Genomic DNA, 24,560 nt, shown 5'->3' with positions numbered 1-24,560 from the left:
CGCCGGGCCGGGCCCGCTGGTCCGCCGGGCTTGCGCCCGCCGGGCCGGGCCCGCTGGTCCGCCGGGCTTGCGCCCGCCGGGCTTGCGCCCGCTGGTCCGCCGGGCCTGGCCCGCTGGGCCCGCCGGTCCGGGCTCGCGCTCGCCGGTCCGGGCTTGCGCCCGCCGGTCCGGGCTTGCGCCCGCCGGTCCGGGCTTGCGCCCGCCGGTCCGGGCTCGCGCCCGCCGGTCCGGGCTCGCGCCCGCCGGTCCGGGCTTGCGCCCGCTGGTCCGGGCTCGCGCCCGCCGCCGAGGGGGCGCACGCCCGTACTGCGTCGCGGGCGGTGGGGCCGGCTGCCGGTACCCGCTAGCCTTTCCAGCCACAGCAGCGGTTCCCAGCAGGCGGTAGACAGATGGATTTCCCCCCGGCCGACTTCCCGGCGGACCACTCCGCGGACTTCCCGGCACAGGCGCACCCCCCGTCGCACGGCGGATGGCCCGGCAACGAGCTGGAGGAGGTGCTCTCGGCCTCCCTCGGCGTGCCGGAGGCCGGCGGGCGGATCGTGGAGGTGCTCGGCCGCAGCTTCGTGTGGATTCCGCTGCCCAGCGGCGGCGGCCCGCACAGCGGCCCCCTCGACCTGCCCACGCTGGATCTCGGCGGCCAGGCCTACGTGCCCGTCTTCAGCTCGGAGGAGCAGTTCCGCCAGGTCGTCGGCTCGCACATGTCGTACACGATCGCGCCGGCCGTCGAGTTCGCCCGCGGGCTGCCGCCGCAGGTGGGCATCGCGCTGAACCCGGACGGCGTGGTCGGCATGCCGCTGCCCCCGCCGGCCGTGGCCGAGCTGTGCCGCGCGGTGCGCACCCCGCTGGACGGCCCGTCGAGCGGGGGCCGGGTCCGCCTCTTCGAGCCCGACTGGCAGGACGACCCCGTCGACTTCCTCACCGCGGCCTCGGCCGAGTTCGAGGCGACCGGTGTCGTCCTCACGGCCCGCCGCTGCCTCGCCGCCATCGAGACGGCCGACCCGGTCCTGTTCGTCGGCGTGGAACTCTCCGTGTGGGAGGGCGATCTGAGGGCGGTGCCGCTGGAGGCCCTCGGCCGGGCCCTGGGCGCCGTCCCCCCGAAGTGGCCGGTCAACCTCGTCCTCCTCGACGCGACGGAGGACCCGGTGGGCCGGTGGATGAAGGAGAGGGTCCGCCCCTTCTACACCAGGGCCGGGTGACCGCAGGTCCGGGCACACCCGCTCCGCGACCGCCGGCGACGGACAACCCACCCCACGGTGGGCGCCTGTTGTCGGCGGAGCCGCCTAAGCTGGTCTCCGACGCGGGGCAACCAAGAGAAAGGGCGGTACAGGTGAGCGCCAGCGGCATCGCGGCCGGGCAGGTCGAGCACATGCTGCGCCAGGTCACGCCCGGGCGCTACGACGCCTACGAGGCGCTCCTGCGCGCGCTCGCGACACCGACCACCGGCCAGGTCTGGATGCTGCTGTGGCAGGGACAGGCCGGCTCCCCGGACGCCCAGTACGGCACCATGGAGGTCGAGGGCCACGGCTACGCCCCCTGCGTCACCTCCGCCCAGGAGCTCTCCGCCAGCGGCTGGAACCGATCGTACGAGGTCGTCGACGGCCTGGACGTGGCGCGCACGCTCTACCCGGACCACTACGGCCTCTGGCTGAACCCGCACGCCCCGGGCGGCGGCGTCGGCATCCCCTGGCTCGACCTGCGGCGGATCGCCACCGGCCTGGAGCGCCAGCCGGCCGGACCCCTGCGACTGTCCGAACCCGCCATCGAGGTCCCGCAGTTCTACGCCCTCCTCGCCCAGAACGCCCACCGCACCCCCGCCCTGCGCTCGCTGCGCCGCGCCTGGGTGCAGCCCTCGCTGGGCGCGCCCTACCTCGCCCTGGGCCTCGACGTGTACGACACCTCCCCGTCGGCGGTGGACTCGGTGCGGGCGATGATGCAGCAGTCGATCGGCGCCGTGCCGGAGGGGCTGCCGGTGTCGACGGTCGCCATGAGCGACGACTACGACCCGGTCGTGATGTGGATGCGCGCCCACGCCCGTCCGTTCTACGACCGTGAGGCCCACGCCCCGGCCACCGCCCAGGCACCGGCCACCGGATACGGCTACCCGGGCCCGCGCCCTTACTGACCGTCACCCCCCGTGTCCGGTGGGCGGGTTGGTCCCGTCACGGAACCGGTCGCGGCGGTAGTCCGTGCGGGCCGTGGCCGCCCCGGGAACGCGCGATGACCCGTCCGTTTCGCGTGGTTCGCCGCGCTCGTCGCGGCGATGCCGCGAGACCGGGCCTTCGTCACGTTGAGTGGTGTGTCAACTCGCGTGCGTCGTACTGATGTTGGGTCGTCCACTCTCCGGAAGGCGGCGCGCCGCGTTCGGATAACGGATTCCCCATGGCGGCATCACGGTTATGCATACTTTCGCCGACAGACCTGGCGCGTGATCACGAACGCATTGAAGACTCGCCTCTCAGACGCGAGTCCGTGTCGATCCTGTGAAGGCATACCCGTCCGGGGATCGACTGGGCAGTTGGGCCGTACCACCTGCGGCCGCCGCGCAGCACGCAAGCGAATCACAGCGCCGACAGCGGCGGTAGAAGGGCCGGTCACCGCCGGCGAGAAGGGGCAGGGCACTTGTGACGGCACCGATCGAGACCACCGGATCGCAGGCCGAGGCCCGACCCGAGGCCGTGCTGGCGGGCGTCAAGTCCCGGCAGATCGAGGGCCGCTCTCTCGGGCAGATCGCCTGGACCCGCTTCAAGCGGGACAAGGTGGCGGTGGCCGGCGGCGTCATCGTCGTGCTGCTGATCCTGGCGGCCGCCCTGTCGCGCCCGCTCCAGGCGCTGCTGGGCCTGGACCCCAACGCCTTCCACCAGGACCTGATCGACCCCAACACCACCCTCCCCAAGGGGGACTTCGGTGGCATGAGCTGGGATCACCCGCTCGGTGTGGAACCCAAGTTCGGGCGCGACATCCTCGCCCGCATCCTCGAGGGCTCCTGGGTCTCCCTCGTCGTCGCCTTCGGGGCGACGATCCTGTCCAACGTGATCGGCACCGTCCTCGGCCTCGTCGCCGGCTACTACGGCGGACGCGTCGACTCCGTCATCAGCCGCCTCATGGACACCTTCCTCGCCTTCCCGCTGCTGCTGTTCGCCATCGCCATCTCGGCGACGCTCCAGGGCGGCGCGTTCGGGCTCGAAGGCCTTCCGCTGCACATCCTCGTGCTGATCTTCGTCATCGGCTTCTTCAACTGGCCGTACATGGGCCGCATCGTGCGCGGCCAGACGCTGGCGCTGCGCGAACGGGAGTTCGTCGACGCCTCCCGGGGCATGGGCGCCGGCGGGCCGTACATCCTGTTCAAGGAGCTGCTGCCCAACCTGGTGGCGCCGATCATCGTCTACTCGACGCTGCTCATCCCCACCAACATCCTCTTCGAGGCCTCGCTGAGTTTCCTCGGCGTCGGCATCCAGCCCCCGCAGGCCTCGTGGGGCGGCATGCTCAACCAGGCCGTCGACTTCTTCCAGGTCGATCCGCAGTACATGATCGTCCCCGGTCTCGCCATCTTCATCACCGTGCTGGCCTTCAACCTCCTCGGTGACGGCCTCCGGGACGCACTCGACCCCCGCAGCCGCTGACGTCTGCGGTCGCGGACGGTGTCCGCGTCCATCCCAAGTGTCCACCTACGAAGGGGAATGCGACCAACATGCGAAGGTCAGCATTGGCCGTAGTCGCGGCCATCAGCAGCGCTGGCCTGCTCCTGGCAGGCTGCAGCAAGGCCGACGACGGCAGCGGTGACAACAGTGGCAACAAGGCCGCTGCCGACGCCGCAACCAAGGGGGTCGTGAACGCCTCGACGCAGAAGGGCGGCACGGTCACCTACGCGATGTCCGACGTCCCGGACTCGTTCGACCCGGGCAACACGTACTACGCGTACATGTACAACTTCAGCCGGCTCTACGCGCGTCCGCTGCTCACCTTCAACCCGGCTCCGGGCGAGAAGGGCAACGAGGTCGTGCCCGACCTGGCGGAGTCCAAGGGTGTGTCGTCCGACGGCGGCAAGACCTGGACGTACAAGATCCGCAAGGGTGTGAAGTACGAGGACGGCACCGAGGTGACCTCGGCGGACGTCAAGTACGCGGTGGAGCGCTCCAACTTCGCCCGTGACGTCCTCTCCCTCGGCCCGAACTACTTCTCCCAGTTCCTCGCGGGCGGCGACAGCTACAAGGGCCCGTACAAGGACAAGAGCGCGAAGGGCCTGGCGTCCATCGAGACGCCGGACAAGTACACGATCACCTTCAAGCTCAAGCAGGCGTTCACGGACTTCGACTACCTGGTCACCGCGCCGCAGACGGCCCCCGTGCCGCAGGCGAAGGACACCGGCGTCGACTACACCAAGAAGATCGTCTCCTCCGGCTCGTACAAGTTCGCGAGCTACGAGGAGGGCAAGTCGGTCACCCTGGTCCGCAACGACCAGTGGGACGCCAAGACCGACCCGCTGCGCAAGCAGTACCCGGACAAGATCGTGGTCAACCTGAAGGTCAACCAGGCCACCATCGACCAGGACCTGATGGACGGCACCACCACCGTGGACCTCCAGGGCCGCGGCGTGGACACCCAGACCCAGGCCAAGCTGCTCAACGACGCCGACCTGAAGGCCAACACCGACAACACCTACGGTGGCCGGCTCGTCTACGCGGCGCTGAACACCCAGGTCGCGCCGTTCGACAAGGTCGAGTGCCGCAAGGCCGTGCAGTACGCCATCGACAAGGTGGCCGTGCAGACCGCGCAGGGCGGCCCGGTCCGCGGTGACGTCGCCACCACCGTGCTCCCGCCGGACGTCATCGGCTACCAGAAGTTCGACTCCTACGCCACCACCGGCAACAAGGGCGACGCGGCCAAGGCCAAGGAGCAGCTGAAGGCCTGCGGTCAGGAGAAGGGCTTCACCACCTACATCTCCGCGCGCAGCGACCGCCAGCAGGAGGTGGACGCGGCCACCGCGATCATCGACTCGCTGAAGAAGGTCGGCATCAACGCCGAGCTGAAGCAGTACCCGTCCGGCAAGTACTTCACGGACTACGCGGGTGTCCCGGCGTTCGCCAAGAAGCAGGGCATCGGCATCATGATGATGCAGTGGGGCTCCGACTGGCCGACCGGCTACGGCTTCCTGAACCAGATCCTCAACGGCAAGGCGATCAGCCCGTCCGGCAACACGAACCTCTCGGCGTTCAACAACGCCGAGGTGAACAAGCTGCTCGACGAGGCCATCCAGAACCCGGACGAGTCGGCGCGCAACGCCGCCTACGCCGCGGTCGACAAGAAGACGATGGACGAGGCCGTGATCGTGCCGCTGACCTACTTCAAGGTCCTGCTGTACCGCTCGCCGTACGCCACCAACGTGGTCTCGTCGGCCGCCTGGAGCGGTCAGTACGACGCTCTGAACCTCGGTACGACCAAGAAGTAGCGCGAAGAAGAAGCCCTGGAAGGCAGGTGAAGGCATTGGCGCCCGCGGGCCGGACGGTCCGCGGGCGCCGGCGCCGGTCCCCGTGATCTCGTACATCATCCGCCGGACGATCGCGGCAGTGATCCTGCTGCTGGTCGTCACCGCGGTCACCTTCGGCATTTTCTTCCTGCTGCCGAGACTGGCCGGGCAGAGCCCCGACCAACTGGCCGCCCAGTACATCGGAAAGAACCCCACGCCGGAGGACATCCTGGCGGTCAAGCAGAACCTCGGGCTCGACAAGCCGGTCTACGAGCAGTACTGGGAGTTCATCCGGGGGATCGTCTCCGGCGCCACCTACAACCTCGGCCCGACCACGGCCAACTGCGAGGTGCCCTGCTTCGGCTACTCCTTCAAGAACCACGTCGAGGTCTGGCCGCAGCTGGTCGACCGGCTGCCGGTGACCGTGTCGCTGGCCGCGGGCGCCGCCGTGCTGTGGCTGGTCTCGGGTGTGGCCGCCGGCGTCGTCTCGGCGCTCAAGCCGGGTTCGTTCTTCGACCGGACCGCGATGGGCGTGGCCCTCGCCGGTGTGTCCCTGCCCATGTTCTTCACCGGCCAGCTGGCCCTGCTCGTCTTCAGCTACGAGCTGGGCATCTTCGGGCGGACCTATGTGCCGTTCACCGAGAACCCGTCGCAGTGGGCCAACACCCTGTTCCTGCCGTGGTGCTCGCTGGCTCTGCTGTACTCGGCCATCTACGCGCGGCTCACCCGGTCCGGCATGCTCGAGACCATGAGCGAGGACTTCATCCGCACGGCCCGGGCCAAGGGCCTGGGCGAGCGCAAGGTCGTCTTCAAGCACGGCCTGCGGGCCGCGCTCACCCCGATCGTCACGGTCTTCGGCATGGACATCGGCCTGCTGCTCGGCGGCGCCGTGATCACCGAGTCCGTTTTCTCCTTGCCCGGTATCGGCCAGTACGCTGTAGCGGCCATTACCGACAACGACCTGCCGCCGATCCTGGGCGTCACCCTGCTGGCCGCCTTCTTCGTCGTGCTCTGCAACCTGGTGGTGGACGTGCTGTACGCCACCGTCGACCCGCGGGTGAGGCTCTCGTGACCGACCTTTCCAAGACCGCGGCCGCCGAGGGCGAGCCCGCGCGCACCGAGGGCACCGACCGCGCGTTCCTGGACGTACGCGACCTGAAGGTGCACTTCCCGACCGACGACGGCCTCGTCAAGTCCGTCGACGGGCTCAGCTTCCGGCTGGAGAAGGGCAAGACCCTCGGCATCGTCGGCGAGTCCGGCTCCGGCAAGTCCGTCACCTCGCTCGCCGTCATGGGCCTGCACCGCCTCGGCAACCGGGGCAAGAACGTGCGGATGTCCGGCGAGATCTGGCTCGACGGCAAGGAACTCGTCTCGGCGAGCCCCGACGAGGTGCGCCGGCTGCGGGGCCGCGACATGGCGATGATCTTCCAGGACCCGCTGTCCGCGATGCACCCGTACTACACGGTGGGCAGCCAGATCGTGGAGGCCTACCGCGTCCACCACGACGTCGACAAGAAGACCGCCCGCAGGCGCGCCGTCGAACTCCTCGACCGCGTCGGCATCCCCGAGCCGCACAAGCGCGTCGACAGCTATCCGCACGAGTTCTCCGGCGGTATGCGCCAGCGCGCGATGATCGCGATGGCGCTGGTCAACAACCCGCAGCTGCTGATCGCGGACGAGCCCACCACGGCCCTCGACGTGACCGTCCAGGCGCAGATCCTCGACCTCATCCGGGACCTGCAGAAGGAGTTCGGCTCCGCGGTCGTCATCATCACGCACGACCTCGGCGTGGTCGCCGAGATCGCCGACGACATCCTCGTGATGTACGGCGGGCGCTGCGTGGAACGCGGACCGGTCGACCAGATCTTCGAGGAGCCCAAGCACCCCTACACCTGGGGCCTGCTCGGCTCGATGCCGCGCATCGACCGCGACCAGACCGACCGGCTCATCCCGGTCAAGGGCCAGCCGCCCAGCCTCATCAACGTCCCCTCGGGCTGCGCCTTCCATCCGCGCTGCCCGTACGCCGACGTCCCCAAGGGCGGGATCACCCGCACCGAACGGCCCGAGCTGCACGAGGTCGGCAGCAGGCACTTCACCGCGTGCCACCTCTCGCCCGAGGACCGTACGCGGATCTGGACCGAAGAGATTGCGCCGAATCTGTGAGCGAGACTGAGACCCGGGCCGCCGTGCCGGCCCCGCGGACCGACGACGAGAAACCGCTGCTCAAGGTCGAGGGCCTGGTCAAGCACTTCCCCATCAAGAAGGGCCTGCTCCAGCGGCAGGTAGGGGCGGTCAGGGCCGTCGACAGCATCGACTTCGAGGTGCGCAGGGGCGAGACCCTCGGCGTCGTCGGGGAGTCCGGCTGCGGCAAGTCGACCATGGGCCGGCTCGTCACGCGGCTGCTCGAGCCCACCGGCGGGACGATCGAGTTCGACGGGACGGACATCACCCACCTCGGCACCAAGGGCCTGCGCCCGCTCCGCCGGGACGTGCAGATGATCTTCCAGGACCCGTACGGCTCGCTGAACCCCCGGCACACCATCGGCACCATCGTCTCGGCGCCGTTCCGGCTCCAGGGCGTCGAGCCGGAGGGCGGGGTCAAGAAGGAGGTCCAGCGCCTGCTCGGGCTGGTGGGCCTCAGCCCCGAGCACTACAACCGCTATCCGCACGAGTTCTCCGGCGGTCAGCGCCAGCGCGTCGGCATCGCCCGCGCCCTCGCGCTCAACCCGAAGCTGGTCGTCGCGGACGAGCCGGTGTCCGCGCTGGACGTGTCGATCCAGGCGCAGGTGGTGAACCTGCTGGACGACCTCCAGCAGGAACTCGGCCTGACGTACGTGATCATCGCGCACGACCTGTCGGTGGTCCGGCACGTCTCCGACCGGATCGCGGTGATGTACCTCGGCAAGATCGTGGAGCTCGCCGACCGCGACCTGCTGTACCGCACGCCGATGCACCCGTACACCAAGGCGCTGATGTCGGCGGTGCCGATCCCGGACCCCAAGCGCCGGAACGCCAAGAGCGAGCGGATCCTGCTCCGGGGCGACGTGCCCTCACCGATCTCGCCGCCCAGCGGCTGCCGCTTCCACACGCGGTGCTGGAAAGCGACGGAGATCTGCCGGACCACCGAGCCCAGGCTGGTCGAGCTGCGGCCCGGCCAGCAGGTCGCCTGCCACCACCCGGAGAACTTCGCGGACCAGGCCCCGCAGGACACCGTCCTGCTGACGGCCGCCAAGGAGGCGGCGGAGCTGGTGGCCGACGAGGTGCTCGCGGAGTCGGCGGAGACGTCGGCGGCGGTGGCCTCACTGAGGGAGGGGGCGGCCGAGGAGGGGGCGGAGGAGACTCTGGCGGAGACTTCGGCTGAGGAATCGGGGGCGGCTTCGGCTGAGGCTTCGGAGGTGGCTTTGGGGGTGGCTTCGGCTGAGGCCTCGGGGGTGGCTTCGGCTGTGGCTTCGGAGGAGGTCGTTCCTCCCGCGGAGGAGGCGTCTTCCACCCCGTCTCCCACTCCCAAGGACACTCCGTCCAAGGAGAAATAAGCAGTCCCGAGCCCCTGCCTTGCAATGTAAGGCGGGGGCTCGGTGCTGGGCGAGAATAGAAGGGTGCTCCAGCAAATCTTCAGCCCCTCCGTCCAGCACACGCTCGACCTGATCGGCATCTTCGTCTTCGCGATCTCCGGCGCCCTGCTGGCCGTCCGCAAGAACTTCGACGTCTTCGGCATCGCCGTGCTCGCCGAGGTCACCGCACTGGGCGGCGGGCTGTTCCGGGACCTGGTCATCGGGGCCGTACCGCCCGCGGCCTTCACGGATCTGGGGTACTTCGTCACCCCGCTGTTCGCCGCCCTCCTCGTGGTCTTCCTGCACCCGCACGTGGAGCGCATCCAGACCGGCGTGAACGTCTTCGACGCCGCCGGCCTCGGCCTGTTCTGCGTCACGGGCACGACGAAGGCGTACGACTACGGCCTGGGCCTCACCGCGTCGGCGGCCCTGGGACTGGCCACCGCGGTCGGCGGCGGTGTGCTGCGCGACGTCCTCGCCAACGAGGTGCCGTCCCTGCTGCGCTGGGACCGCGACCTGTACGCGGTCCCGGCGATGGTGGGCGCCACCATGGTGGTGCTCTGCATCCGCTACGACGCCCTCACCCCGCTGGCCAGCGGGGTGGCCGCGGCCACCGCGTTCGTCCTGCGGCTGCTCGCGATGCGGTTCCACTGGCGAGCGCCGCGCGCGTGGAACCGCCGCTCGACGGTGCGGGAGGAGTAGGGCGCAAGGAGTGAGGCGCGAGGAGTGGGGCGCGAGGGCTGGGGGCGGGGGCCTCATGTCGACGGGGAAAGCTACCGCTTAGTAATTGCCTGTTGTAACGTTCAGCCATGCCTGAAGCAGCTACCGCCCCCGCCGCCGTCGGGGACAGCGAGTTCGACCGCGACACCGCCGTCACCGCGCGCGAGCCCGGCGTCTACGACACCGACCTCTCGGCCGGCTGGACGATCTTCGGCGCCGTCAACGGCGGCTACCTGCTCGCCGTCGTGGCCCGTGCCCTGGCGGACACCCTGCCGCACCACGACCCGTTCACCGTGTCGGCGCACTACCTCAGCGCCTCCCGCCCCGGCCCGGCGGTCGTCCGCACCGAGACGGTCCGCACCGGCCGCACCCTCTCCACCGGCCAGGCGTCGCTCCTCCAGTACGACGAGCAGGGCCGCGAGGTCGAGCGCATCCGCGTCCTCGCCACCTACGGCGACCTCGACGCCCTCCCCGACGACGTCCGCACCTCCGCGAAGCCGCCCGCCATCCCGCCGATCGGCCAGTGCCTCGGCCCCGCGGACGGGCCCGCCCCCGCCCCCGGCGCCGACCAGCAGCCCATCGCCGAACGGCTGATGCTCAAGCTCGACCCGTCGACCGTGGGCTGGGCGCTCGGGCAGCCGTCCGGCAAGGGCGAGGTGCGGGCCTGGTTCGGGCTGGCGGACGGCCGCGACGCCGACCCGCTCTCGCTGCTCCTCGCCGTGGACGCCCTGCCGCCCACCGCGTTCGACCTCGGCATCGCCGGCTGGGTCCCCACGGTCGAACTCACCGTCCACGTCCGCTCCCGCCCGGCTCCGGGTCCCGTCCGCGTCTCCATCACCACCCGCAACCTCGCGGGCGGTTTCCTGGAGGAGGACGCCGAGGTGTGGGACAGCGAGGACCGACTGGTGGCGCAGTCGCGCCAGTTGGCCCGGGTCAGGCTGGGCTGAGGGGCTGAGGGGCTGAGGGGCTGAGGGGCTGAGGGGCTGAGGGGCTGAGGGGCTGAGGGGCTGAGGGGCTGTCGGCGGCGGCCGCCTCTGTCACGGAGCTGTACCGGTGCGCCGACCGCCGGCCGGGGTGAACTCCCAGGTCGGAGCGGTTCTTTGAGGCGCGCTTTGCCCGATTGACAGCAGGGGAACAGGAAGGCCTCAACAAAGCCTTATGCGCCGTTGGTTGAGTACCGCACCTCAGGAATTCCTCATCCTCCATGGAGCTGATTCTCATGAAGGCGTGTACTCGGGTCGGTGCGTCTCGTCCCCGCGGTGGCCCTCCTGGCGCTCTCGCCGCTCGCCCTCGCGGCCTGCGGTTCGGGCGACTCGTCCACCACGGACAGCGGCAGCTCCGGTCAGCAGGAGTGTCAGGCTCCCTCCGGGATGCCGAGCGGGATGCCGAGTGGGATGCCATCGGGCATGCCGTCCGGGATGCCGAGCGGGGCGCCGTCGGGCGCCGCCACGGGTATGCCGACGGGGTCGCCCAGCGGGATGCCGAGCGGCATGCCCTCGGGCATGCCGAGCGGTGGCCCCGGCCAGGGCGGTCCCGGGGGCGGCCAGGGCGGCTGCGGCGGGCCGGGCGGCGGCCAGGCCCAGCAGAGCCAGCAGGCGCAGTAGGGCCGGCAGGCGCAGTAGGGCCGGGGTGGCGGGGGCAACGGCGGGGCCGCGGTGATCGACGCGGGAGGGCGGCGCACTCGGGGTGAGTGCGCCGCCCTCCCGCGTGTGTCGGATGGCCCGGTTCAGTCGAGCCAGTGGTGGCGGCCGACGGTGATGAGCCGCAGCCGCCGTGTCGCGAGCCGGGCGACACGCTCACGGACCTCCGCGGAGGGCCCGTCGCCGCCCGCTGCTTCCTGGACCTCCAGGAAGAGTGAGGCCGTGATGAGCATCTGGTCGACGTAGAGGTGCGCGAGCATCAGCAGGTCGTCGTCGCTCCAGCCCTCCGCCTCGTCGTCCTTGGCCAGCTCGGCCTTCACCTCCTCGGCGAAACGGCCCAGTTGCTCCCGTATCGCCTCACGGACCGGCTGAACCCCGCCGTGCCGCTCACGGGCGATGAAACGGACATGGGCGGGGTACGCGTGAACATGACGGGCAATCAACTCGACAGCGCGCGTGACGCGTTCGTCGCTGGAGTCGGCGGCGGTCACGGTGGTGCGGATCAGCGGGTGCAGGCTGCCCAGCGCCTCCTCGACCAGAGCCACGCCCAGATCCGCCGTGGAGCGGAAGTGCCGGTAGAAGGCGGTCGGGGCCACCCCGACCGCGCGGGTGACCTCGCGCAGGCCCAGGCTGCTCAGGCTCTGCTCCTCCAGCAGCGCCAGCGACGCGTCGAGGAGCGCCTGACGCGTCTTCTGCTTCTGTGCCTGACGAATGCCGAGCGTGTGACTCATGTCATTTAGTTAACAACTGTTCTCTGTCATTGCAAGCGGTGGGGCGGGCTAGACTGGGTAGTCAGTGAACAACTGTAACTACAACTGTTCACCGATCGTCCACGGAGGGGATCCGATCCCGTGCTGTTCCTCGTCGTCGCACTTCTGCTGCTCGGCGTCGTCCTGGGCACCGTCGCCCACGCGCCGCTCGGGTTCAGCCTGGCCGCCGCCGCCGTGATCGCCGCCTGGCTGGGCGTCTTCGCGCTCCGCGAGCGCCACGGCCGCCGCCGGCACACCCCGACCCACTGACCGGAAGGAGCGGAACGACCATGCACCTCACCGCACCCGCCACGCGTCGCACCGGCATCCGGGACACCGACGGCATGGCCGTCGCGTCCTTCGTCCTCGGCCTCGTGGGCCTCCTGGTCCTCAACGTCTTCCTCGGGCCCATCGCCATCGTCCTGGCCTCGGTGGCGCTGTGGCGCGGCACCGAGCGCCGCGGCCGCGCCCTGTTGGGCCTCGCCCTCGGCGTCGCCGACCTGGTCGTCCTCGCCGCGTTCATACAGGCGGACTCGACGATCTCGTGGAGCTTCTGACAGACGGCTGAAGCCGCCGCCCGCCCCGCCGCCGTCCGTGTCGCCGCCCTGCGGCCGCCGCCCGTGCCGGGTGCGCGGGCGGGCGCGGGCATGCGGCCGCATTCCGTCCGGGCGTGCCGCCGTCCTGCGGCCGTCCGTGCCGGGTGCGGTGCGAGCACGGCTGTACGGCCTCTCTCCGGGCGTGCCGCCGTCCTGCGGCCGTCCGCGCCGGATGCGGCGCGGACACGGCCTACCTACCGGCCTTCGCCACGGCGCGGACACGGCCTACGAGCCTTCGCCACGGGGTGCCGCCGCCCCGCGGCCGTCCGCGTCGGGCATGCCGCCCGCTCGGTGTGCGATCCGCACCGTCGCCCCGGGGGCGCCCGGCCGAGGTCCGCGGGCGGCGCGCCGTAGAATCGCCTCACCATGGCTTACCTCGACCACGCCGCGACCACCCCGATGCTCCCGGAGGCCGCAGAGGCACTGACCGCCCACCTGGGCGTCACCGGCAATGCCTCCTCCCTCCACGCGGCCGGCCGCCAGGCCCGCCGCACGGTCGAGGAAGCACGCGAGACCCTCGCGGAAGCGCTCGGCGCCCGTCCCAGCGAGGTCGTCTTCACCTCCGGCGGCACCGAGGCCGACAACCTCGCCGTCAAGGGCCTGTACTGGTCCCGCCGCGACGCCGACCCGGCGCGCACCCGGGTCCTCGCCAGCCCCGTCGAGCACCACGCCGTCCTCGACGCCGTGCACTGGCTGGGCGAGCACGAGGGCGCGACGGTCGAGTACCTGCCCGTGGACGCGTACGGCCGGGTCCACCCGGACGCGCTCCGCGAGGCGATCGCCCGCAACCCCGCCGACGTGGCCCTGGCCACGGTCATGTGGGCCAACAACGAGATCGGCACGCTCATGCCGGTCCGCGAACTCGCCCGGACGGCCGCCGAGTTCGACGTCCCCCTGCACGCCGACGCGGTCCAGGCCTTCGGCCAGGTCCCCGTCGACTTCGCCGACTCCGGCCTCGCCGCGATGACCGTCTCCGGCCACAAGATCGGCGGCCCTTACGGCATCGGCGCCCTCCTCCTGGGCCGCGACCGCACCCCCGTGCCCGTCCTGCACGGCGGCGGCCAGGAACGGCACGTCCGCTCCGGCACCCTCGACGTCCCCGCGATCGCCTCCTTCGCCGTCGCCGGACGCCTCGCCGCCGAGCAGCGCGAGTGGTTCGCCCGCGAGATCGGCGCCCTGCGCGACGCCCTGGTCACCGCGGTCCGTACGGCGGTCCCGGACGCCCTCCTGGGCGGCGACCCGGCACCGGAGGGCCGCCTCCCGGCCAACGCCCACTTCACCTTCCCCGGCTGCGAGGGCGACTCCCTGCTGCTGCTCCTGGACGCCCAGGGCATCGAGTGCTCCACGGGCTCCGCGTGCACCGCCGGCGTCGCCCAGCCCAGCCATGTCCTGCTCGCCACCGGCAGCGACCCGGACCTGGCCCGCGGCACCCTCCGCTTCTCCCTCGGCCACACCTCCACCGCAGCCGACGTCGAGGCGGTCTCCAAGGCCATCGGCCCGGCCGTCGAACGGGCGCGCGCCGCAGGCCTCACCTAGGCCTCACCCAGGCCAGGCCTGGCGCCCGGTCACGGCCCCGACACCGCGGTCGCGCGTCACGCGGACGCCGCGCGCGTCTCCCGCACCAGCCGCAGATACCGGTCCCAGTCCCAGTGCTCGCCCGGGTCGGTGTGGTCCGTCCCCGGCACCTCCACGTGCCCGATGATGTGCTCACGGTCCACGGGTATGCCGTACCGCCGGCAGATTCCGGCCGTCAGCCGCGCCGACGCCGTGTACATGGCGTCGGTGAAGTCCTGCGGCCGGTCCACGAAGCCCTCGTGCTCGATGCCGATGCTCCGCTCGTTGTACGCGCGGTTGCCCGCGTGGTACGCCACGTCCAGCTCGCGGATCATCTGCGCTATGCGCCCGTCCTGACCGACGATGTAGTGCGCGGCCGCCTGATGCTCCGGATCCTGGAAGGCCCGCACCGCGCTCGCGTAGTCACCCTGTGTGACATGGACGACCACCATGTCGACGCCGTAGTCGTCCGGCCGATCCGCCCAGCGGAAGTTGGCGTCCGACGCCGCCACCCACCGCGCGCCCCGGAAGTCGACCGCACCCTCCACCCGCGGCTTCTCCACCCCCGGCACCCGCCACCACAGCCGCGCCAGCTCGTCCCGCGCCAGCACCGCCGACCCCACGGCGGCCGCCGCCCCGCCGACCAGCAGCGCCCGCCGCCCCAGCCGCCGGTCCGCGTCCTTGCCCCGCGCCCTCGCACGCCCGCCCTGCACCTTCTCGTCCCGCATCCTCGCCCCCGTGCCCGTCCCGTACCGGGGCGCCCACCACGCCCACCTCGCCCCGCGACCCGTCCAACGGATATGCGCGGCCCGCGGTTCCCCGCGCCCCGTACTCTTGAAGGGCTATGACTGAGACCTCGCAGCGTCCCCTCCGCGTCCTCGCCGCCATGTCCGGCGGGGTCGACTCCGCCGTCGCCGCCGCCCGTGCCGCGGAAGCCGGTCACGATGTCACCGGCGTCCACCTCGCGCTCTCCGCGAATCCGCAGTCGTTCCGCACCGGCGCGCGGGGCTGTTGCACCATCGAGGACTCGCGCGACGCCCGCCGGGCCGCCGACGTCATCGGCATCCCCTTCTACGTCTGGGACCTCGCCGACCGCTTCCGCGAGGACGTCGTCGAGGACTTCGTCGCCGAGTACGAGGCCGGCCGCACCCCCAACCCCTGCCTGCGCTGCAACGAGAAGATCAAGTTCGCGGCCCTCCTCGACAAGGCGCTCGCCCTGGGCTTCGACGCGGTGTGCACCGGCCACTACGCGAAGATCGTCACCCTGCCCGACGGTTCCCGCGAACTGCACCGGGCCTCCGACATGGCCAAGGACCAGTCCTACGTCCTCGGCGTGCTCGACGAGCGGCAGCTCGCCCACGCCCTCTTCCCCCTCGGCGACACCCTCACCACCAAGGACGAGATCCGCGCCGAGGCCGAGCGCAGGGGGCTGGCCGTCGCCAAGAAGCCCGACTCCCACGACATCTGCTTCATCGCCGACGGCGACACCCAGGGCTTCCTCGCGCAGCGGCTGGGCACGGCCGAGGGCGACATCGTCGACGAGGCCGGCAACAAGATCGGCACGCACGACGGCGCGTACGGCTTCACCATCGGCCAGCGCAAGGGTCTGCGCATCGGGACCCCGGCCGCCGACGGCAAGCCGCGCTACGTCCTCGACATCTCCCCGGTCGACAACCGGGTGACGGTGGGCCCCGCGGCCGCCCTCGACGTGACGGGCCTCACGGCCGTCAAGCCCCGCTGGTGCGGAGCCGCCCCCACCGGCCCCGGCACCTACACCGCCCAGCTGCGCGCCCACGGCGGCGAGACCGAGGTGACCGCCGCACTCGTCGACGGCCACCTGGAGGTCACGTTCACCGACCCGGTCCGCGGCGTCGCCCCCGGCCAGGCGATCGTGCTGTACGACGACACCCGGGTGGTGGGGTCGGCGACGATCGCGTCGACCACGCGCGCGACGGCGGCGGCGGTCTGACCGCCGCCGCGCGGACGCACGTCTGCCGCCGGGCCCGCACGTCCACGTCTACGGTGCGAAGAAGCCGGTGAGGACAGGCGCGAGGACGTTCGGGTCCACCATGTGCGTCTGGTCCTCCAGCGTGCGGTAGGTGCCGTGCGGCACCGCGCCCGCCACCGCGCGCGCGGCCTCGCGCATCCACGCCGGGCTCGCCGCGCCCGCCACCGCCAGCACCGGCGCGGCGACCGAGGCCAGCCGTTCCCGGGGCACCAGACCGTCGCCCATCAGGGCGTCGTCGTAGGCGAGGGTCGGGGCGATGGCCTCCATGCCGGCCCACATCGGTGACTGGCGGGCGCCCTGGATCACGCTCTCGGCCAGGCCCGTCCGCCGCAGGAACAGCTCGACCGCGTCCCCGCGCCGGCCCTGCCCGAGTGCCTCGGTGAGGCGCGCGGTGTAGTCGGCGCAGGCCTCGGCGCCGTCGTCCGAGAAGTCCGCGTACGGCGTCTCGTACACCGCGACCCGGCTCACCGGCAGCCCGCTCGCCGCCGCCTCCAGAGCCAGCGCGCCGCCCGAGGAGACGCCGTACAGCGCCGCCTCGCCGCCCGCCGCGTCGATCAGCGCCGCGACGTCCTCGACCTCGCGTTCCACCGCGTACGGCGCCGTGTCACCGCTCTCGCCGCGGCCGCGGCGGTCGTACCAGAGGGTGGTGAAGCGCTGCGCGAGGAGGCCGGCCAGCGGCGCGACGGTGGCGCCCGTGGACATCGCGCCACTGACGAGGACGACCGCCGGGCCCTGTCCCCTGATGCCGTACGCGAGGGAGGTACCGTCGCGCGAAAGGGTCTTCTTGTCCATGTCTGTGCAGAATGTCAGACCCGGCGGGACTTGTCGGGGTGGCGGGGCCGTGCCGGGGCGAGGGCGACGGCCGGGTTCGCCGACCGCGCTCAGCCCGCCGACACGAGGAAGTGCTCAGTCCGCCCGCACGAGGAAGCGCTGGTCGGCCGCACCGGTGCAGCGTTCCTCGACCGCCTCCGCCCCTTCCGCGCCGCCGTCCCCGGCCAGTCCGAGGCAGGTGCTGCCGTGGGCCGGTCTCATCCGGAAGCCCTCGTCGGCGTCGTCGGAGACGGGCTCCAGCCGGAACAGGGTTCCCTGCGTGCAGTCGTCGCGGGGTTCCAGCATGCCCTTGACCGGCCCGGACTCCATCACCGTCAGGCAGCCCTTGCCCTCCTCGGGGTGGTGCCACTGGATCCGGTAGAGGCCCTCTCCCGCCGGTTCCAGGTACGTACGCGGAACCGGGGCCTCGGCGCAGGGGCGCTGGACGGCGACGGCGTTCGGGTAGGCGCCGCGCCGGTCCCGTCCGTCCGTCAGACAGAGCTGCGGCGCGCGGGCGGGGCGCACGGTGACCCAGCCGTCGGCGGGAGCCCCGGCCGCGGTGCTCGCGGCGGCGGCCGCGTCCGCGTCGCCGGAGCCGTCGGAGTCGTCGGAGGAGCCCGTGCCGTGGGCGAGCAGGACATAGGCGGCGAAGACGAGTAGCGGGGCCAGCAGCGCGGCGACGGCGACGAGGACCCGGGTGCGGGCCCGGGCCGGACGGGGACATGCCGTCCCGCCGTCACGCCGGCGAGACGGTCACCTCGTAGAAGCAGAAATGGTCCTTGATCGCGGCCACGTCCGGCTTCGGGTCGGGGTACGCCCACACCAGGTCGGGCGCGCCGGGCAGTGACCAGTAGGACGCCGTGCCCTTGAACGGGCAGTGCGTGTGGGTGTCGGACGGGGTGAGCATGTCCAGGCGTACGTCGTCGGCGGGGAGGTAGTACCGCACCGGACAGCCGGTCTCCCGCAGGACGAGGGGCCGGTCGCTCTCGGCCAGCACCCGGTCGCCGTGGACGGCCCTGACCCGCAGGGCCTCTCGTTCGATCGTGATCGTGTGTCCTTGTGCCATACCGGAACAGCGCGGGCGGGCGCCCAGGTGTTCCCGCGTACGGTGTACGGCATGCGTATCTGTGTCTTCCTCTCCGCCGCCGACCTCGACGACCGCTACACCCGCCCCGCCCGTGAGTTCGCCGAACTGCTCGGCAAGGGCGGACACACGCTCGTGTGGGGCGGTTCCGACGTCGGGCTGATGAAGGTGGTGGCCGACGGCGTGCAGGAGGCGGGCGGCCGGCTGTGCGGGGTGTCGGTGGACTTCCTCGCGGCCAAGGCGCGGCAGGGATCCGACGAGATGGTCGTCGCGCGCGACCTCGCCGAGCGCAAGCGGCTCCTGCTGGAGAAGGCCGACGCGGTCGTGATCATGGTCGGGGGTACGGGCACGCTCGACGAGGCCACCGAGATCCTGGAGCTGAAGAAGCACGGGCACACCGACAAGCCGGTCGTCCTGCTGAACACCGCCGGCTTCTACGACGGCCTCAAGGAGCAGTTCCGGCGGATGGAGGCCGAGGGCTTCCTGCCCCGGCCGCTGACCGACCTGGTGTTCTTCGCGGAGGAGCCGGTCGGGGCGCTGGCCTACCTGGAGGAGAGCCAGGGCGTCGTGTGAGTGCGGCGCCCGGTGGTGCGAGCATGGCGGGCATGGCTACTCATGTGATCACCGGAGCGGGCTCCGGCATCGGTGCGGCCGTCGCCCGCCGGCTCCACGCGCGCGGGGACGACCTCGTGCTGCACGCGCGCGACGCGGGACGGGCGAAGGAACTGGCGGCAAAGTTCCCCGGGGCGAAGACGCTCGTCGGCGACCTGGCCGACCCCGACCGGCTGTCCTGGGCCTTCTCCCACCAGACGCTTCCCGACCGGGTGGACTCCCTGCTGCACATCGCCGGGGTGGTCGACCTGGGCCCGGTCGGTGACCTCACCCCCAAGTCCTGGCGCCACCAGCTCAACGTCAATCTCATCGCCCCCGCCGAGCTGACCCGGCACTTCCTGCCGCAGCTCCGGGCGGCGCGCGGTCACGTGGTGTTCGTCAACTCCGGGGCCGGGCTGCGGGCCCACGCCGACTGGTCGGCGTACGCCGCCTCCAAGCACGGTCTCAGGGCGCTGGCCGACTCCCTCCGGCACGAGGAGCACGCGGCCGGCGTCCGTGTCACCTCCGTCTACCCCGGCCGCACGGCGAGCCCCATGCAGGCCAAGGTGCACCAGCAGGAGGGCAAGGAGTACGACCCCGGGCGGTGGATCGATCCGGAGTCGGTCGCGACGACGATCCTGATGGCGCTCGACCTGCCGAGGGACGCGGAGGTCGACGACCTGACGGTACGGCCGGGACGATGAACGCCGGACGGAACACCCAGGACAGCCGACAGAACACCTAGGACAGCCGGACGGAACACCTAGGACAGCCGGACGGAACACCCAGGACAGCCGGACGGAACACCCAGGACAGCCGGACGGAACACCTAGGACAGCCCCCGGCCCCGCGGCGGCGCCACCAGCCCCAGTTCGTACGCGATGATGACCAGCTGCACCCGGTCCCGGGCGTCCAGCTTCGTCAGCAGCCTGCCCACATGGGCCTTCGCCGTGGCCGTACTGATGTACAGCTCCGCGGCGATCTCCGTGTTGGACAGTCCGCGGCCGACCAGGGTGAGCACCTCGCGTTCGCGCCCGGTGATGCCCGGCACCGGCCGCGCGGACGGCGGCACGGCAGCCGGGCGGGCCGCGAACTCCGCGATCAGACGGCGGGTCACGCTCGGCGCGATCAGAGCGTCGCCGGCGGCGACGACCTCGATCGCGCTGAGGATCTGGTCCATGTCCATGTCCTTGACGAGGAAGCCGCTCGCCCCGGCACGCAGGGCGCCGTAGACGTACTCGTCGTCGTCGAACGTGGTGAGGACGAGGACCTTCGGCGGCGTGCCGGTGCCCGAGGTGATCCGCCGGGTGGCCTCGATGCCGTCCATCACGGGCATCCGGACGTCCATCACCACCACGTCCGGCGCCACCCGGGCCACCAGCCGCACCGCCTCCTCACCGTTCGCGGCCTCCCCGGCCACCTCCAGCCCGGGACGGTCGGCGATCAGCACCCGCAGCCCGTGCCGGACGAGCGGCTGGTCGTCGGTGAGCAGCACCCGGATCATCCGACGACCGCCGGCAACGGCAGGCGGGCCGCCACCCGGAAGCCGCCCTCGGGGAGCGGTCCCGCGGTGAACTCGCCGTGCAGCAGCGCCGCCCGCTCCCGCATGCCCGTCAGCCCGTAGCCGGCCGTGCCGGGAAGGACGGCCGGGCCGCCGCCCTCGTCGGTGATCTCGAGGAGCAGGTCGTCCTCCTGGTAGCCCACGGTGACGCGGCAGGCGCCGGCGCCCGAGTGGCGGACCACGTTGGTGATCGCCTCCTGGACGATGCGGTACGCGGCCAGCTCGATCTCCGTCGGCAGCGCCCGTCGCGCTCCCCTCCACTCGACGTCCACCCGCACGTCCGCGCCCCCGGCCCGCTCCACCAACCCGTCGAGATCGGCGAGCACGGGCGCCGGGAACGGCGGGGTGCCGTCCCCCGGGTCCGCCCGCCGCAGCGCGCCGAGCATCCGGCGCAGGCCCGCCAGGGTGTCGCGGCTGCTGTCCTCGATGGCGGCGAGCGCGTTGCGGGCCTCCGACGGCTGGGTGTCGATGACGCGCCGGCCCGCACCGGCCTGGATGGCGATGACGCCGATGCTGTGCGCCACCATGTCGTGCAGCTCCCGGGCGATCCGCAGCCGCTCCGCGGTGACGGCCTGCTCGGCGGCCCGGGCCCGCAGCGCGGCCGCGTGCCGGCGGCGTTCGCGCACCGAGCGGCCGACCGTCCAGGCGGTGACCGTCATCAGCGTCAGGAAGACCGAGGCGGCGACGGCCGACGAGGCGCCCGCCCGGAAGTGGACCGCGCCCCCGATCTGCGTGCCGAGCGCGGCCAGCGCGGCGACGGACGCCGTCAGCCGCCGGTGGGTGGCGGCGATCCGTCCGACGGCGAGATCGGTGAGCACCGCCTGCAGGCAGGCGATCTGCCACGCCTGGGTCCGCAGGGGCGGCACGACGCCGGTCGCGATCTGCCCCGCGGCCATGACCGAGTCCACCCGCACGGTCGCGGCGAACGAGACGGCGGCCAGCAGACCCAGCGCGGGCAGCGGCCGTCGCCGGGCCAACGGCAGCAGCAGGACGGCGGCCAGCCCGGCCGGCACCAGGCGCAGGCCCGTCAGCTCGCGGCCGGAGTCCACTACGACGACGTACAGCAGGGCGGCGTAGGCGGCACCTCCGCCCCAGGCCAGGGACTCGGCGAGAACCGCCCGCCGGTCGACGGGCGGGCGCGGAGGGCGGTGCGGGGCCGTCATGGGCCAGATCATAGGCAGGTGACCGCGCACCGGCATGGGCCTGCGGGCCTACTCCCGTGGGCTACCCCGCCGCCGTGATTGCCGCCCTGGGCCCGCTGCCGGAGGGGGCGTGTCCCGGCAGTGTGGAGCGCGTGATCGAAGCGAGCGAACTCACCAAGCGCTACGGCGGGACCACCGCCGTGGACGGACTGTCCTTCACCGTACGCCCGGGCGTGGTCACCGGGTTCCTCGGCCCCAACGGCGCCGGCAAGTCCACCACCTTGCGGATGGTGCTCGGGCTGAACGCGCCCACCGGCGGCCTCGTCACCGTCGAGGGCCGGCCGTTCGCCGGACGCCCCCGCGGACTGCGCCACGTCGGTGCCCTCCTGGACGCCCACGACGTGCACCCGGGCCGCACCGCCCGCGCTCACCTGACCGCGCTGGCCGTCGGCAACGCACTGCCGCGGCGGAGGGTGGCCGAGGTGCTGGCGGAGGTGGGCCTGTCCGACGCGGCGGGCCGCCGCGTCGGCGGACTCTCCCTGGGGATGAAGCAGCGCCTGGGCATCGCGGCGGCGCTGCTCGGCGATCCGCCGGTGCTGCTCTTCGACGAGCCGCTCAACGGACTGGACCCCGAGGGCGTGCGGTGGGTGCGCGGCCTGTTCCGGAGGCTGGCCGACGAGGGACGCACCGTGCTGGTGTCCAGCCATCTGATGCGGGAGATGGAGCAGACCGCCGAGGACCTGATCGTCATCGGTCGCGGCAGGCTGATCGCGGCGGAGAGCCTGGCGGACTTCGCGGCCCGCGGCACGGGAGCGCACGTGTCCGTCCGCACGCCGGACGCCGGCGTCCTGTCGTCGCTGCTGGCGGACGCGGGCGCGGTGGTGCGGGCGGAGCACGACGGCTCGTACACCGTGACCGGCCTGCCCGCCGAGCGCGTCGGCGAGCTCGCCTTCACCCACGGCGTGCGGCTGCACGAGCTCAGTCCGCGCTCGGCCTCCCTGGAGGAGGCGTTCATGGAACACACCGCCGACAGCGTCCCGTACGCCGCGGGAACCGGCACCCCCACCCCGGCACGCCCCGCGGGAGCCGCCCGATGACCACCGCCCCGACCGTGCCGCCGGGCACGCCGTACCGGCCCCCGGCCGCCGCCCCCGCCCGCTTCAGGCAGCTGCTCGCCGCCGAGTGGATCAAGTTCTGGTCGCTGCGCTCCACCGCCCCGGTGGTGGCGGCGGGTGCGCTGACCACCCTCGGGATCTGCGTCAACGCCGCCAAGGCCAACGCCGACCGCCTGGCCCACCAGCCGGACCTGCCGTCGGCGCCGGCCGGGAAACAGGACCTGCCGCAGATGCTCTACGACCCGCTGACCGCCGCCTATGTCTTCCCGGCCTGGACCCTGCTGGTGATCCTCGTGGCGGCGCTCGGCGCGAGCACGGTCTTCGGCGAGTACACCAGCGGTCTGATCCGCACGACCTTCACGGCCGTACCCGACCGCCGCGCGGTCGTCACCGCCAAGGCCGGCGTCGTCACCGCGGTGACGCTCGCCCTCGGCGGCGCCGTCTCGGGCACCTCCTTCGGCGTGACCCAGGCGATCCTGCGCGATCACCACGGCATGTCCCTCGGCGACCCGGGGGCGCTGCGCGCCGTCACGGCCTCCGCCCTGCTGCTGCCGCTGTGCGCACTCGTCGGCATGGCGGTCGGAGCGCTGGTCCGGCACGCGGCGGGCGCGGTCGTGTCGGTCGTCGGCCTGCTCCTGCTGGTGCCGCAGCTCCTCACCGGCGAGCGGTACCGCTGGGTGAAGGAGATCGGCAACACCATGCCGCTGACCGCCTGGGAACGGCTGATCCTCCCACCGGGCCGCGACGACGACCTGGGCGCGTACCCGGTGACGGTCACCGAGGCGTGGACCGTCTACGGCGCGTGGACCGCCGCGGCGGTGGCCGTCGCCGTGCTCGTGGTGCGGCACCGGGACGTCTGAGCAGCCGCCCGCCGCCCCGCCTGAGCAGCGGCCCGCCGCCCCGCCGCCCCCGTGGCCCGGCCCCGGTCTCCGCCCGGCCGGGATCTACGTAGGCTTCCCCCGTGAACGACAACTATCTCTACGGTCCCGCCACGGGCATCGGCTCCCTGCCCGGCGGCGACGCCCGGGAGGCCGCCAAGACCGTCACCGGATCGTTCGAGGACTTCCCGTTCCTCGCCGAGCTGCCCGCCCGCGGCCCCGGCGCCGACATGATCGGCCGGACGGCGGGCCTGCTGGTGGAGCTGTACGCGCGCGTGGAGCCCAGCGGCTGGCGCCTCGGGGACCGGCCGGGCCGGGACACCCGGCGGGCCAGGGCCTGGCTGGGGGAGGACCTGGACGCGCTCGAGGAGTTCACCCAGGGCTACGAAGGACCCCTGAAGGTCCAGGCGGTCGGTCCCTGGACCCTCGCCGCCGGTCTGGAGCTGAGGAACGGCGAGGCCGCCCTCTCCGACCCCGGCGCGTGCCGCGACCTGGCCGCGTCCCTCACCGAGGGCCTGCGCCTGCACCTCGCGGAGGTGCGGCGCCGCGTCCCGGGCGCGCAGGTGGTGCTCCAGCTCGACGAGCCCTCCCTCACCGCCGTCCTGCGCGGGCAGGTGCGGACCGCCAGCGGCTACCGCACCCACCGCGCCCCCGACCGCCAGGTCGTCGAGGCCGGCCTCAGGGACGTGGTGGGGGTGCACGGCGACGGTCCGGTCGTCGTCCACTCGTGCGCCCCGGACGTTCCGTTCGCGCTCCTGCGCAGGGCCGGAGTGGCGGGCATCTCGTTCGACTTCTCCCTGCTCACCGAGCGTGACGACGACGCGATCGGCGAGGCGGTGGAAGGGGGTACCCGGCTGTTCGCCGGTGTCGTGCCGGGCACGGACGGCCCATTGTCGGACCCTGCCGGTAGCGTCATGGGTGTCAGGACACTGTGGCGCAGGCTGGGGCTGCGACCGGGGCTGCTCGCGGACGCGGTCACGATCACACCCTCGTGCGGCCTCGCGGGCGCTTCCCCCGCGTACGCACGACAGGCACTCGCGCACTGCGTCCGGGCGGCGAGATCCCTCGCGGACAACCCAGAGTAACGGGAGGACAAC

General features: G+C 72.5%; 26 protein-coding genes. 18 read left to right on the top strand and 8 right to left on the bottom strand.

Annotated elements, in window-relative coordinates:
• Positions 1-389 precede the first annotated feature (389 nt).
• From ACFV9M_RS23315 to ACFV9M_RS23275, 9 genes are all read left to right on the top strand, one after another.
• Positions 390-1,196, top strand: a complete 807-nt coding sequence (locus ACFV9M_RS23315; protein WP_385068636.1) for an enhanced serine sensitivity protein SseB — start codon at positions 390-392, stop codon at positions 1,194-1,196.
• Between the two features lie 131 nt (positions 1,197-1,327).
• Positions 1,328-2,122, top strand: a complete 795-nt coding sequence (locus ACFV9M_RS23310) for an enhanced serine sensitivity protein SseB C-terminal domain-containing protein (RefSeq protein ID WP_385068635.1) — start codon at positions 1,328-1,330, stop codon at positions 2,120-2,122.
• Between the two features lie 499 nt (positions 2,123-2,621).
• Complete coding sequence (locus ACFV9M_RS23305; RefSeq protein WP_385068634.1) at positions 2,622-3,620, top strand: ABC transporter permease; 999 nt, start codon at positions 2,622-2,624, stop codon at positions 3,618-3,620.
• Between the two features lie 68 nt (positions 3,621-3,688).
• Positions 3,689-5,446 carry an ABC transporter substrate-binding protein gene (locus ACFV9M_RS23300; protein WP_385068632.1) on the top strand — a complete coding sequence of 586 codons (1,758 nt, stop codon included), beginning with the start codon at positions 3,689-3,691 and terminating at the stop codon, positions 5,444-5,446.
• 82 nt (positions 5,447-5,528) lie between these two features.
• Positions 5,529-6,536 (top strand): ABC transporter permease, encoded by a 1,008-nt coding sequence (locus tag ACFV9M_RS23295; RefSeq protein WP_385068630.1) that lies wholly within the window; start codon positions 5,529-5,531, stop codon positions 6,534-6,536.
• Complete coding sequence (locus tag ACFV9M_RS23290; protein ID WP_385068628.1) at positions 6,533-7,627, top strand: ABC transporter ATP-binding protein; 1,095 nt, start codon at positions 6,533-6,535, stop codon at positions 7,625-7,627. Before ACFV9M_RS23295 ends, ACFV9M_RS23290 begins: the two co-directional genes overlap by 4 nt.
• Complete coding sequence (locus ACFV9M_RS23285; RefSeq protein ID WP_385068626.1) at positions 7,624-8,997, top strand: ABC transporter ATP-binding protein; 1,374 nt, start codon at positions 7,624-7,626, stop codon at positions 8,995-8,997. The genes ACFV9M_RS23290 and ACFV9M_RS23285 overlap by 4 nt, the downstream gene beginning before the upstream one ends.
• Positions 8,998-9,060: 63 nt before the next feature.
• A complete protein-coding gene (locus ACFV9M_RS23280) occupies positions 9,061-9,717 on the top strand; it encodes a trimeric intracellular cation channel family protein (protein WP_385068624.1) in 657 nt (218 codons plus the stop codon).
• A gap of 107 nt (positions 9,718-9,824) precedes the next feature.
• Complete coding sequence (locus ACFV9M_RS23275; RefSeq protein ID WP_385068622.1) at positions 9,825-10,682, top strand: thioesterase family protein; 858 nt, start codon at positions 9,825-9,827, stop codon at positions 10,680-10,682.
• A 407-nt stretch (positions 10,683-11,089) separates the two neighbouring features.
• On the opposite strand, the gene ACFV9M_RS23270 is transcribed toward ACFV9M_RS23275, so the two are convergent.
• The gene (locus ACFV9M_RS23270; protein WP_385068620.1) at positions 11,090-11,239 is read right to left on the bottom strand and encodes a hypothetical protein; all 150 of its coding nucleotides are present in this window, start codon (positions 11,237-11,239) and stop codon (positions 11,090-11,092) included.
• Positions 11,240-11,461: 222 nt separating this feature from the next.
• On the bottom strand, positions 11,462-12,106 hold the full coding sequence (locus ACFV9M_RS23265) for a TetR family transcriptional regulator (RefSeq protein ID WP_385068618.1): 645 nt from the start codon (positions 12,104-12,106) through the stop codon (positions 11,462-11,464).
• Between the two features lie 120 nt (positions 12,107-12,226).
• Here ACFV9M_RS23265 and ACFV9M_RS23260 point away from each other — a divergent pair, with 120 nt between their 5' ends.
• The 3 genes from ACFV9M_RS23260 to ACFV9M_RS23250 all read left to right on the top strand — a co-directional run bounded on the left by ACFV9M_RS23260 (position 12,227) and on the right by ACFV9M_RS23250 (position 14,256).
• Complete coding sequence (locus ACFV9M_RS23260) at positions 12,227-12,394, top strand: hypothetical protein (protein ID WP_385068617.1); 168 nt, start codon at positions 12,227-12,229, stop codon at positions 12,392-12,394.
• Positions 12,395-12,414: 20 nt separating this feature from the next.
• Entirely contained in the window at positions 12,415-12,681 is a 267-nt protein-coding gene (locus ACFV9M_RS23255; RefSeq protein WP_385068615.1) for a DUF4190 domain-containing protein, read from the top strand.
• 405 nt (positions 12,682-13,086) lie between these two features.
• The gene (locus tag ACFV9M_RS23250) at positions 13,087-14,256 is read left to right on the top strand and encodes a cysteine desulfurase family protein (protein ID WP_385068613.1); all 1,170 of its coding nucleotides are present in this window, start codon (positions 13,087-13,089) and stop codon (positions 14,254-14,256) included.
• A 56-nt stretch (positions 14,257-14,312) separates the two neighbouring features.
• Here the strand turns inward: ACFV9M_RS23250 and ACFV9M_RS23245 are convergent, their stop codons facing one another.
• The gene (locus ACFV9M_RS23245) at positions 14,313-15,002 is read right to left on the bottom strand and encodes an N-acetylmuramoyl-L-alanine amidase (RefSeq protein ID WP_385068612.1); all 690 of its coding nucleotides are present in this window, start codon (positions 15,000-15,002) and stop codon (positions 14,313-14,315) included.
• Between the two features lie 116 nt (positions 15,003-15,118).
• On the opposite strand from ACFV9M_RS23245, the gene mnmA reads away from it, so the two are divergent.
• The gene (mnmA, locus tag ACFV9M_RS23240; RefSeq protein ID WP_385068610.1) at positions 15,119-16,243 is read left to right on the top strand and encodes a tRNA 2-thiouridine(34) synthase MnmA; all 1,125 of its coding nucleotides are present in this window, start codon (positions 15,119-15,121) and stop codon (positions 16,241-16,243) included.
• A 48-nt stretch (positions 16,244-16,291) separates the two neighbouring features.
• On the opposite strand, the gene ACFV9M_RS23235 is transcribed toward mnmA, so the two are convergent.
• The 3 genes from ACFV9M_RS23235 to ACFV9M_RS23225 all read right to left on the bottom strand — a co-directional run bounded on the left by ACFV9M_RS23235 (position 16,292) and on the right by ACFV9M_RS23225 (position 18,158).
• Positions 16,292-17,074: an alpha/beta fold hydrolase gene (locus ACFV9M_RS23235; protein WP_385068608.1), complete on the bottom strand. Its 783-nt coding sequence runs from the start codon at positions 17,072-17,074 to the stop codon at positions 16,292-16,294.
• A 114-nt stretch (positions 17,075-17,188) separates the two neighbouring features.
• Complete coding sequence (locus tag ACFV9M_RS23230; protein WP_385068607.1) at positions 17,189-17,617, bottom strand: RICIN domain-containing protein; 429 nt, start codon at positions 17,615-17,617, stop codon at positions 17,189-17,191.
• A 211-nt stretch (positions 17,618-17,828) separates the two neighbouring features.
• Positions 17,829-18,158, bottom strand: a complete 330-nt coding sequence (locus ACFV9M_RS23225; protein WP_385068605.1) for a DUF427 domain-containing protein — start codon at positions 18,156-18,158, stop codon at positions 17,829-17,831.
• Positions 18,159-18,209: 51 nt separating this feature from the next.
• Here ACFV9M_RS23225 and ACFV9M_RS23220 point away from each other — a divergent pair, with 51 nt between their 5' ends.
• Together ACFV9M_RS23220 and ACFV9M_RS23215 are read left to right on the top strand one after the other, a co-directional pair.
• On the top strand, positions 18,210-18,749 hold the full coding sequence (locus ACFV9M_RS23220; protein ID WP_385068603.1) for a TIGR00730 family Rossman fold protein: 540 nt from the start codon (positions 18,210-18,212) through the stop codon (positions 18,747-18,749).
• 23 nt (positions 18,750-18,772) lie between these two features.
• Entirely contained in the window at positions 18,773-19,471 is a 699-nt protein-coding gene (locus ACFV9M_RS23215) for an SDR family oxidoreductase (protein ID WP_385068601.1), read from the top strand.
• A gap of 125 nt (positions 19,472-19,596) precedes the next feature.
• Here the strand turns inward: ACFV9M_RS23215 and ACFV9M_RS23210 are convergent, their stop codons facing one another.
• Both ACFV9M_RS23210 and ACFV9M_RS23205 read right to left on the bottom strand, forming a co-directional pair.
• The gene (locus ACFV9M_RS23210) at positions 19,597-20,271 is read right to left on the bottom strand and encodes a response regulator (RefSeq protein ID WP_385068599.1); all 675 of its coding nucleotides are present in this window, start codon (positions 20,269-20,271) and stop codon (positions 19,597-19,599) included.
• The gene (locus ACFV9M_RS23205) at positions 20,268-21,491 is read right to left on the bottom strand and encodes a sensor histidine kinase (protein ID WP_385068597.1); all 1,224 of its coding nucleotides are present in this window, start codon (positions 21,489-21,491) and stop codon (positions 20,268-20,270) included. Before ACFV9M_RS23205 ends, ACFV9M_RS23210 begins: the two co-directional genes overlap by 4 nt.
• A gap of 131 nt (positions 21,492-21,622) precedes the next feature.
• Between ACFV9M_RS23205 and ACFV9M_RS23200 the strand changes: the two genes are divergently transcribed.
• From ACFV9M_RS23200 to ACFV9M_RS23190, 3 genes are all read left to right on the top strand, one after another.
• On the top strand, positions 21,623-22,567 hold the full coding sequence (locus ACFV9M_RS23200; RefSeq protein ID WP_385068595.1) for an ABC transporter ATP-binding protein: 945 nt from the start codon (positions 21,623-21,625) through the stop codon (positions 22,565-22,567).
• A complete protein-coding gene (locus ACFV9M_RS23195) occupies positions 22,564-23,445 on the top strand; it encodes an ABC transporter permease (protein WP_385068593.1) in 882 nt (293 codons plus the stop codon). Before ACFV9M_RS23200 ends, ACFV9M_RS23195 begins: the two co-directional genes overlap by 4 nt.
• A 101-nt stretch (positions 23,446-23,546) precedes the next feature.
• Entirely contained in the window at positions 23,547-24,548 is a 1,002-nt protein-coding gene (locus ACFV9M_RS23190; protein ID WP_385068591.1) for a methionine synthase, read from the top strand.
• Positions 24,549-24,560: the final 12 nt, after the last annotated feature.

It is taken from the genome of Streptomyces sp. NPDC059895 (assembly GCF_042731035.1).
Taxonomy (GTDB): domain Bacteria; phylum Actinomycetota; class Actinomycetes; order Streptomycetales; family Streptomycetaceae; genus Streptomyces.
The sequence above is the reverse complement of the archived record's forward strand: the minus strand, read 5'-3'. Positions and strand labels throughout refer to the sequence as shown.

Bases quoted from the DNA above. Each gene is read 5' to 3' on its own strand.
- ACFV9M_RS23315 (WP_385068636.1), top strand. From the start codon at position 390: ATGGATTTCCCCCCGGCCGACTTCCCGGCGGACCACTCCGCGGACTTC.
- ACFV9M_RS23300 (WP_385068632.1), top strand. From the start codon at position 3,689: ATGCGAAGGTCAGCATTGGCCGTAGTCGCGGCCATCAGCAGCGCTGGC.
- ACFV9M_RS23275 (WP_385068622.1), top strand. From the start codon at position 9,825: ATGCCTGAAGCAGCTACCGCCCCCGCCGCCGTCGGGGACAGCGAGTTC.
- ACFV9M_RS23270 (WP_385068620.1), bottom strand. From the start codon at position 11,239: ATGCCCGAGGGCATGCCGCTCGGCATCCCGCTGGGCGACCCCGTCGGC.
- ACFV9M_RS23265 (WP_385068618.1), bottom strand. From the start codon at position 12,106: ATGAGTCACACGCTCGGCATTCGTCAGGCACAGAAGCAGAAGACGCGT.
- ACFV9M_RS23255 (WP_385068615.1), top strand. From the start codon at position 12,415: ATGCACCTCACCGCACCCGCCACGCGTCGCACCGGCATCCGGGACACC.
- ACFV9M_RS23250 (WP_385068613.1), top strand. From the start codon at position 13,087: ATGGCTTACCTCGACCACGCCGCGACCACCCCGATGCTCCCGGAGGCC.
- ACFV9M_RS23245 (WP_385068612.1), bottom strand. From the start codon at position 15,002: ATGCGGGACGAGAAGGTGCAGGGCGGGCGTGCGAGGGCGCGGGGCAAG.
- mnmA (WP_385068610.1), top strand. From the start codon at position 15,119: ATGACTGAGACCTCGCAGCGTCCCCTCCGCGTCCTCGCCGCCATGTCC.
- ACFV9M_RS23235 (WP_385068608.1), bottom strand. From the start codon at position 17,074: ATGGACAAGAAGACCCTTTCGCGCGACGGTACCTCCCTCGCGTACGGC.
- ACFV9M_RS23225 (WP_385068605.1), bottom strand. From the start codon at position 18,158: ATGGCACAAGGACACACGATCACGATCGAACGAGAGGCCCTGCGGGTC.
- ACFV9M_RS23220 (WP_385068603.1), top strand. From the start codon at position 18,210: ATGCGTATCTGTGTCTTCCTCTCCGCCGCCGACCTCGACGACCGCTAC.
- ACFV9M_RS23215 (WP_385068601.1), top strand. From the start codon at position 18,773: ATGGCGGGCATGGCTACTCATGTGATCACCGGAGCGGGCTCCGGCATC.
- ACFV9M_RS23210 (WP_385068599.1), bottom strand. From the start codon at position 20,271: ATGATCCGGGTGCTGCTCACCGACGACCAGCCGCTCGTCCGGCACGGG.
- ACFV9M_RS23205 (WP_385068597.1), bottom strand. From the start codon at position 21,491: ATGACGGCCCCGCACCGCCCTCCGCGCCCGCCCGTCGACCGGCGGGCG.
- ACFV9M_RS23195 (WP_385068593.1), top strand. From the start codon at position 22,564: ATGACCACCGCCCCGACCGTGCCGCCGGGCACGCCGTACCGGCCCCCG.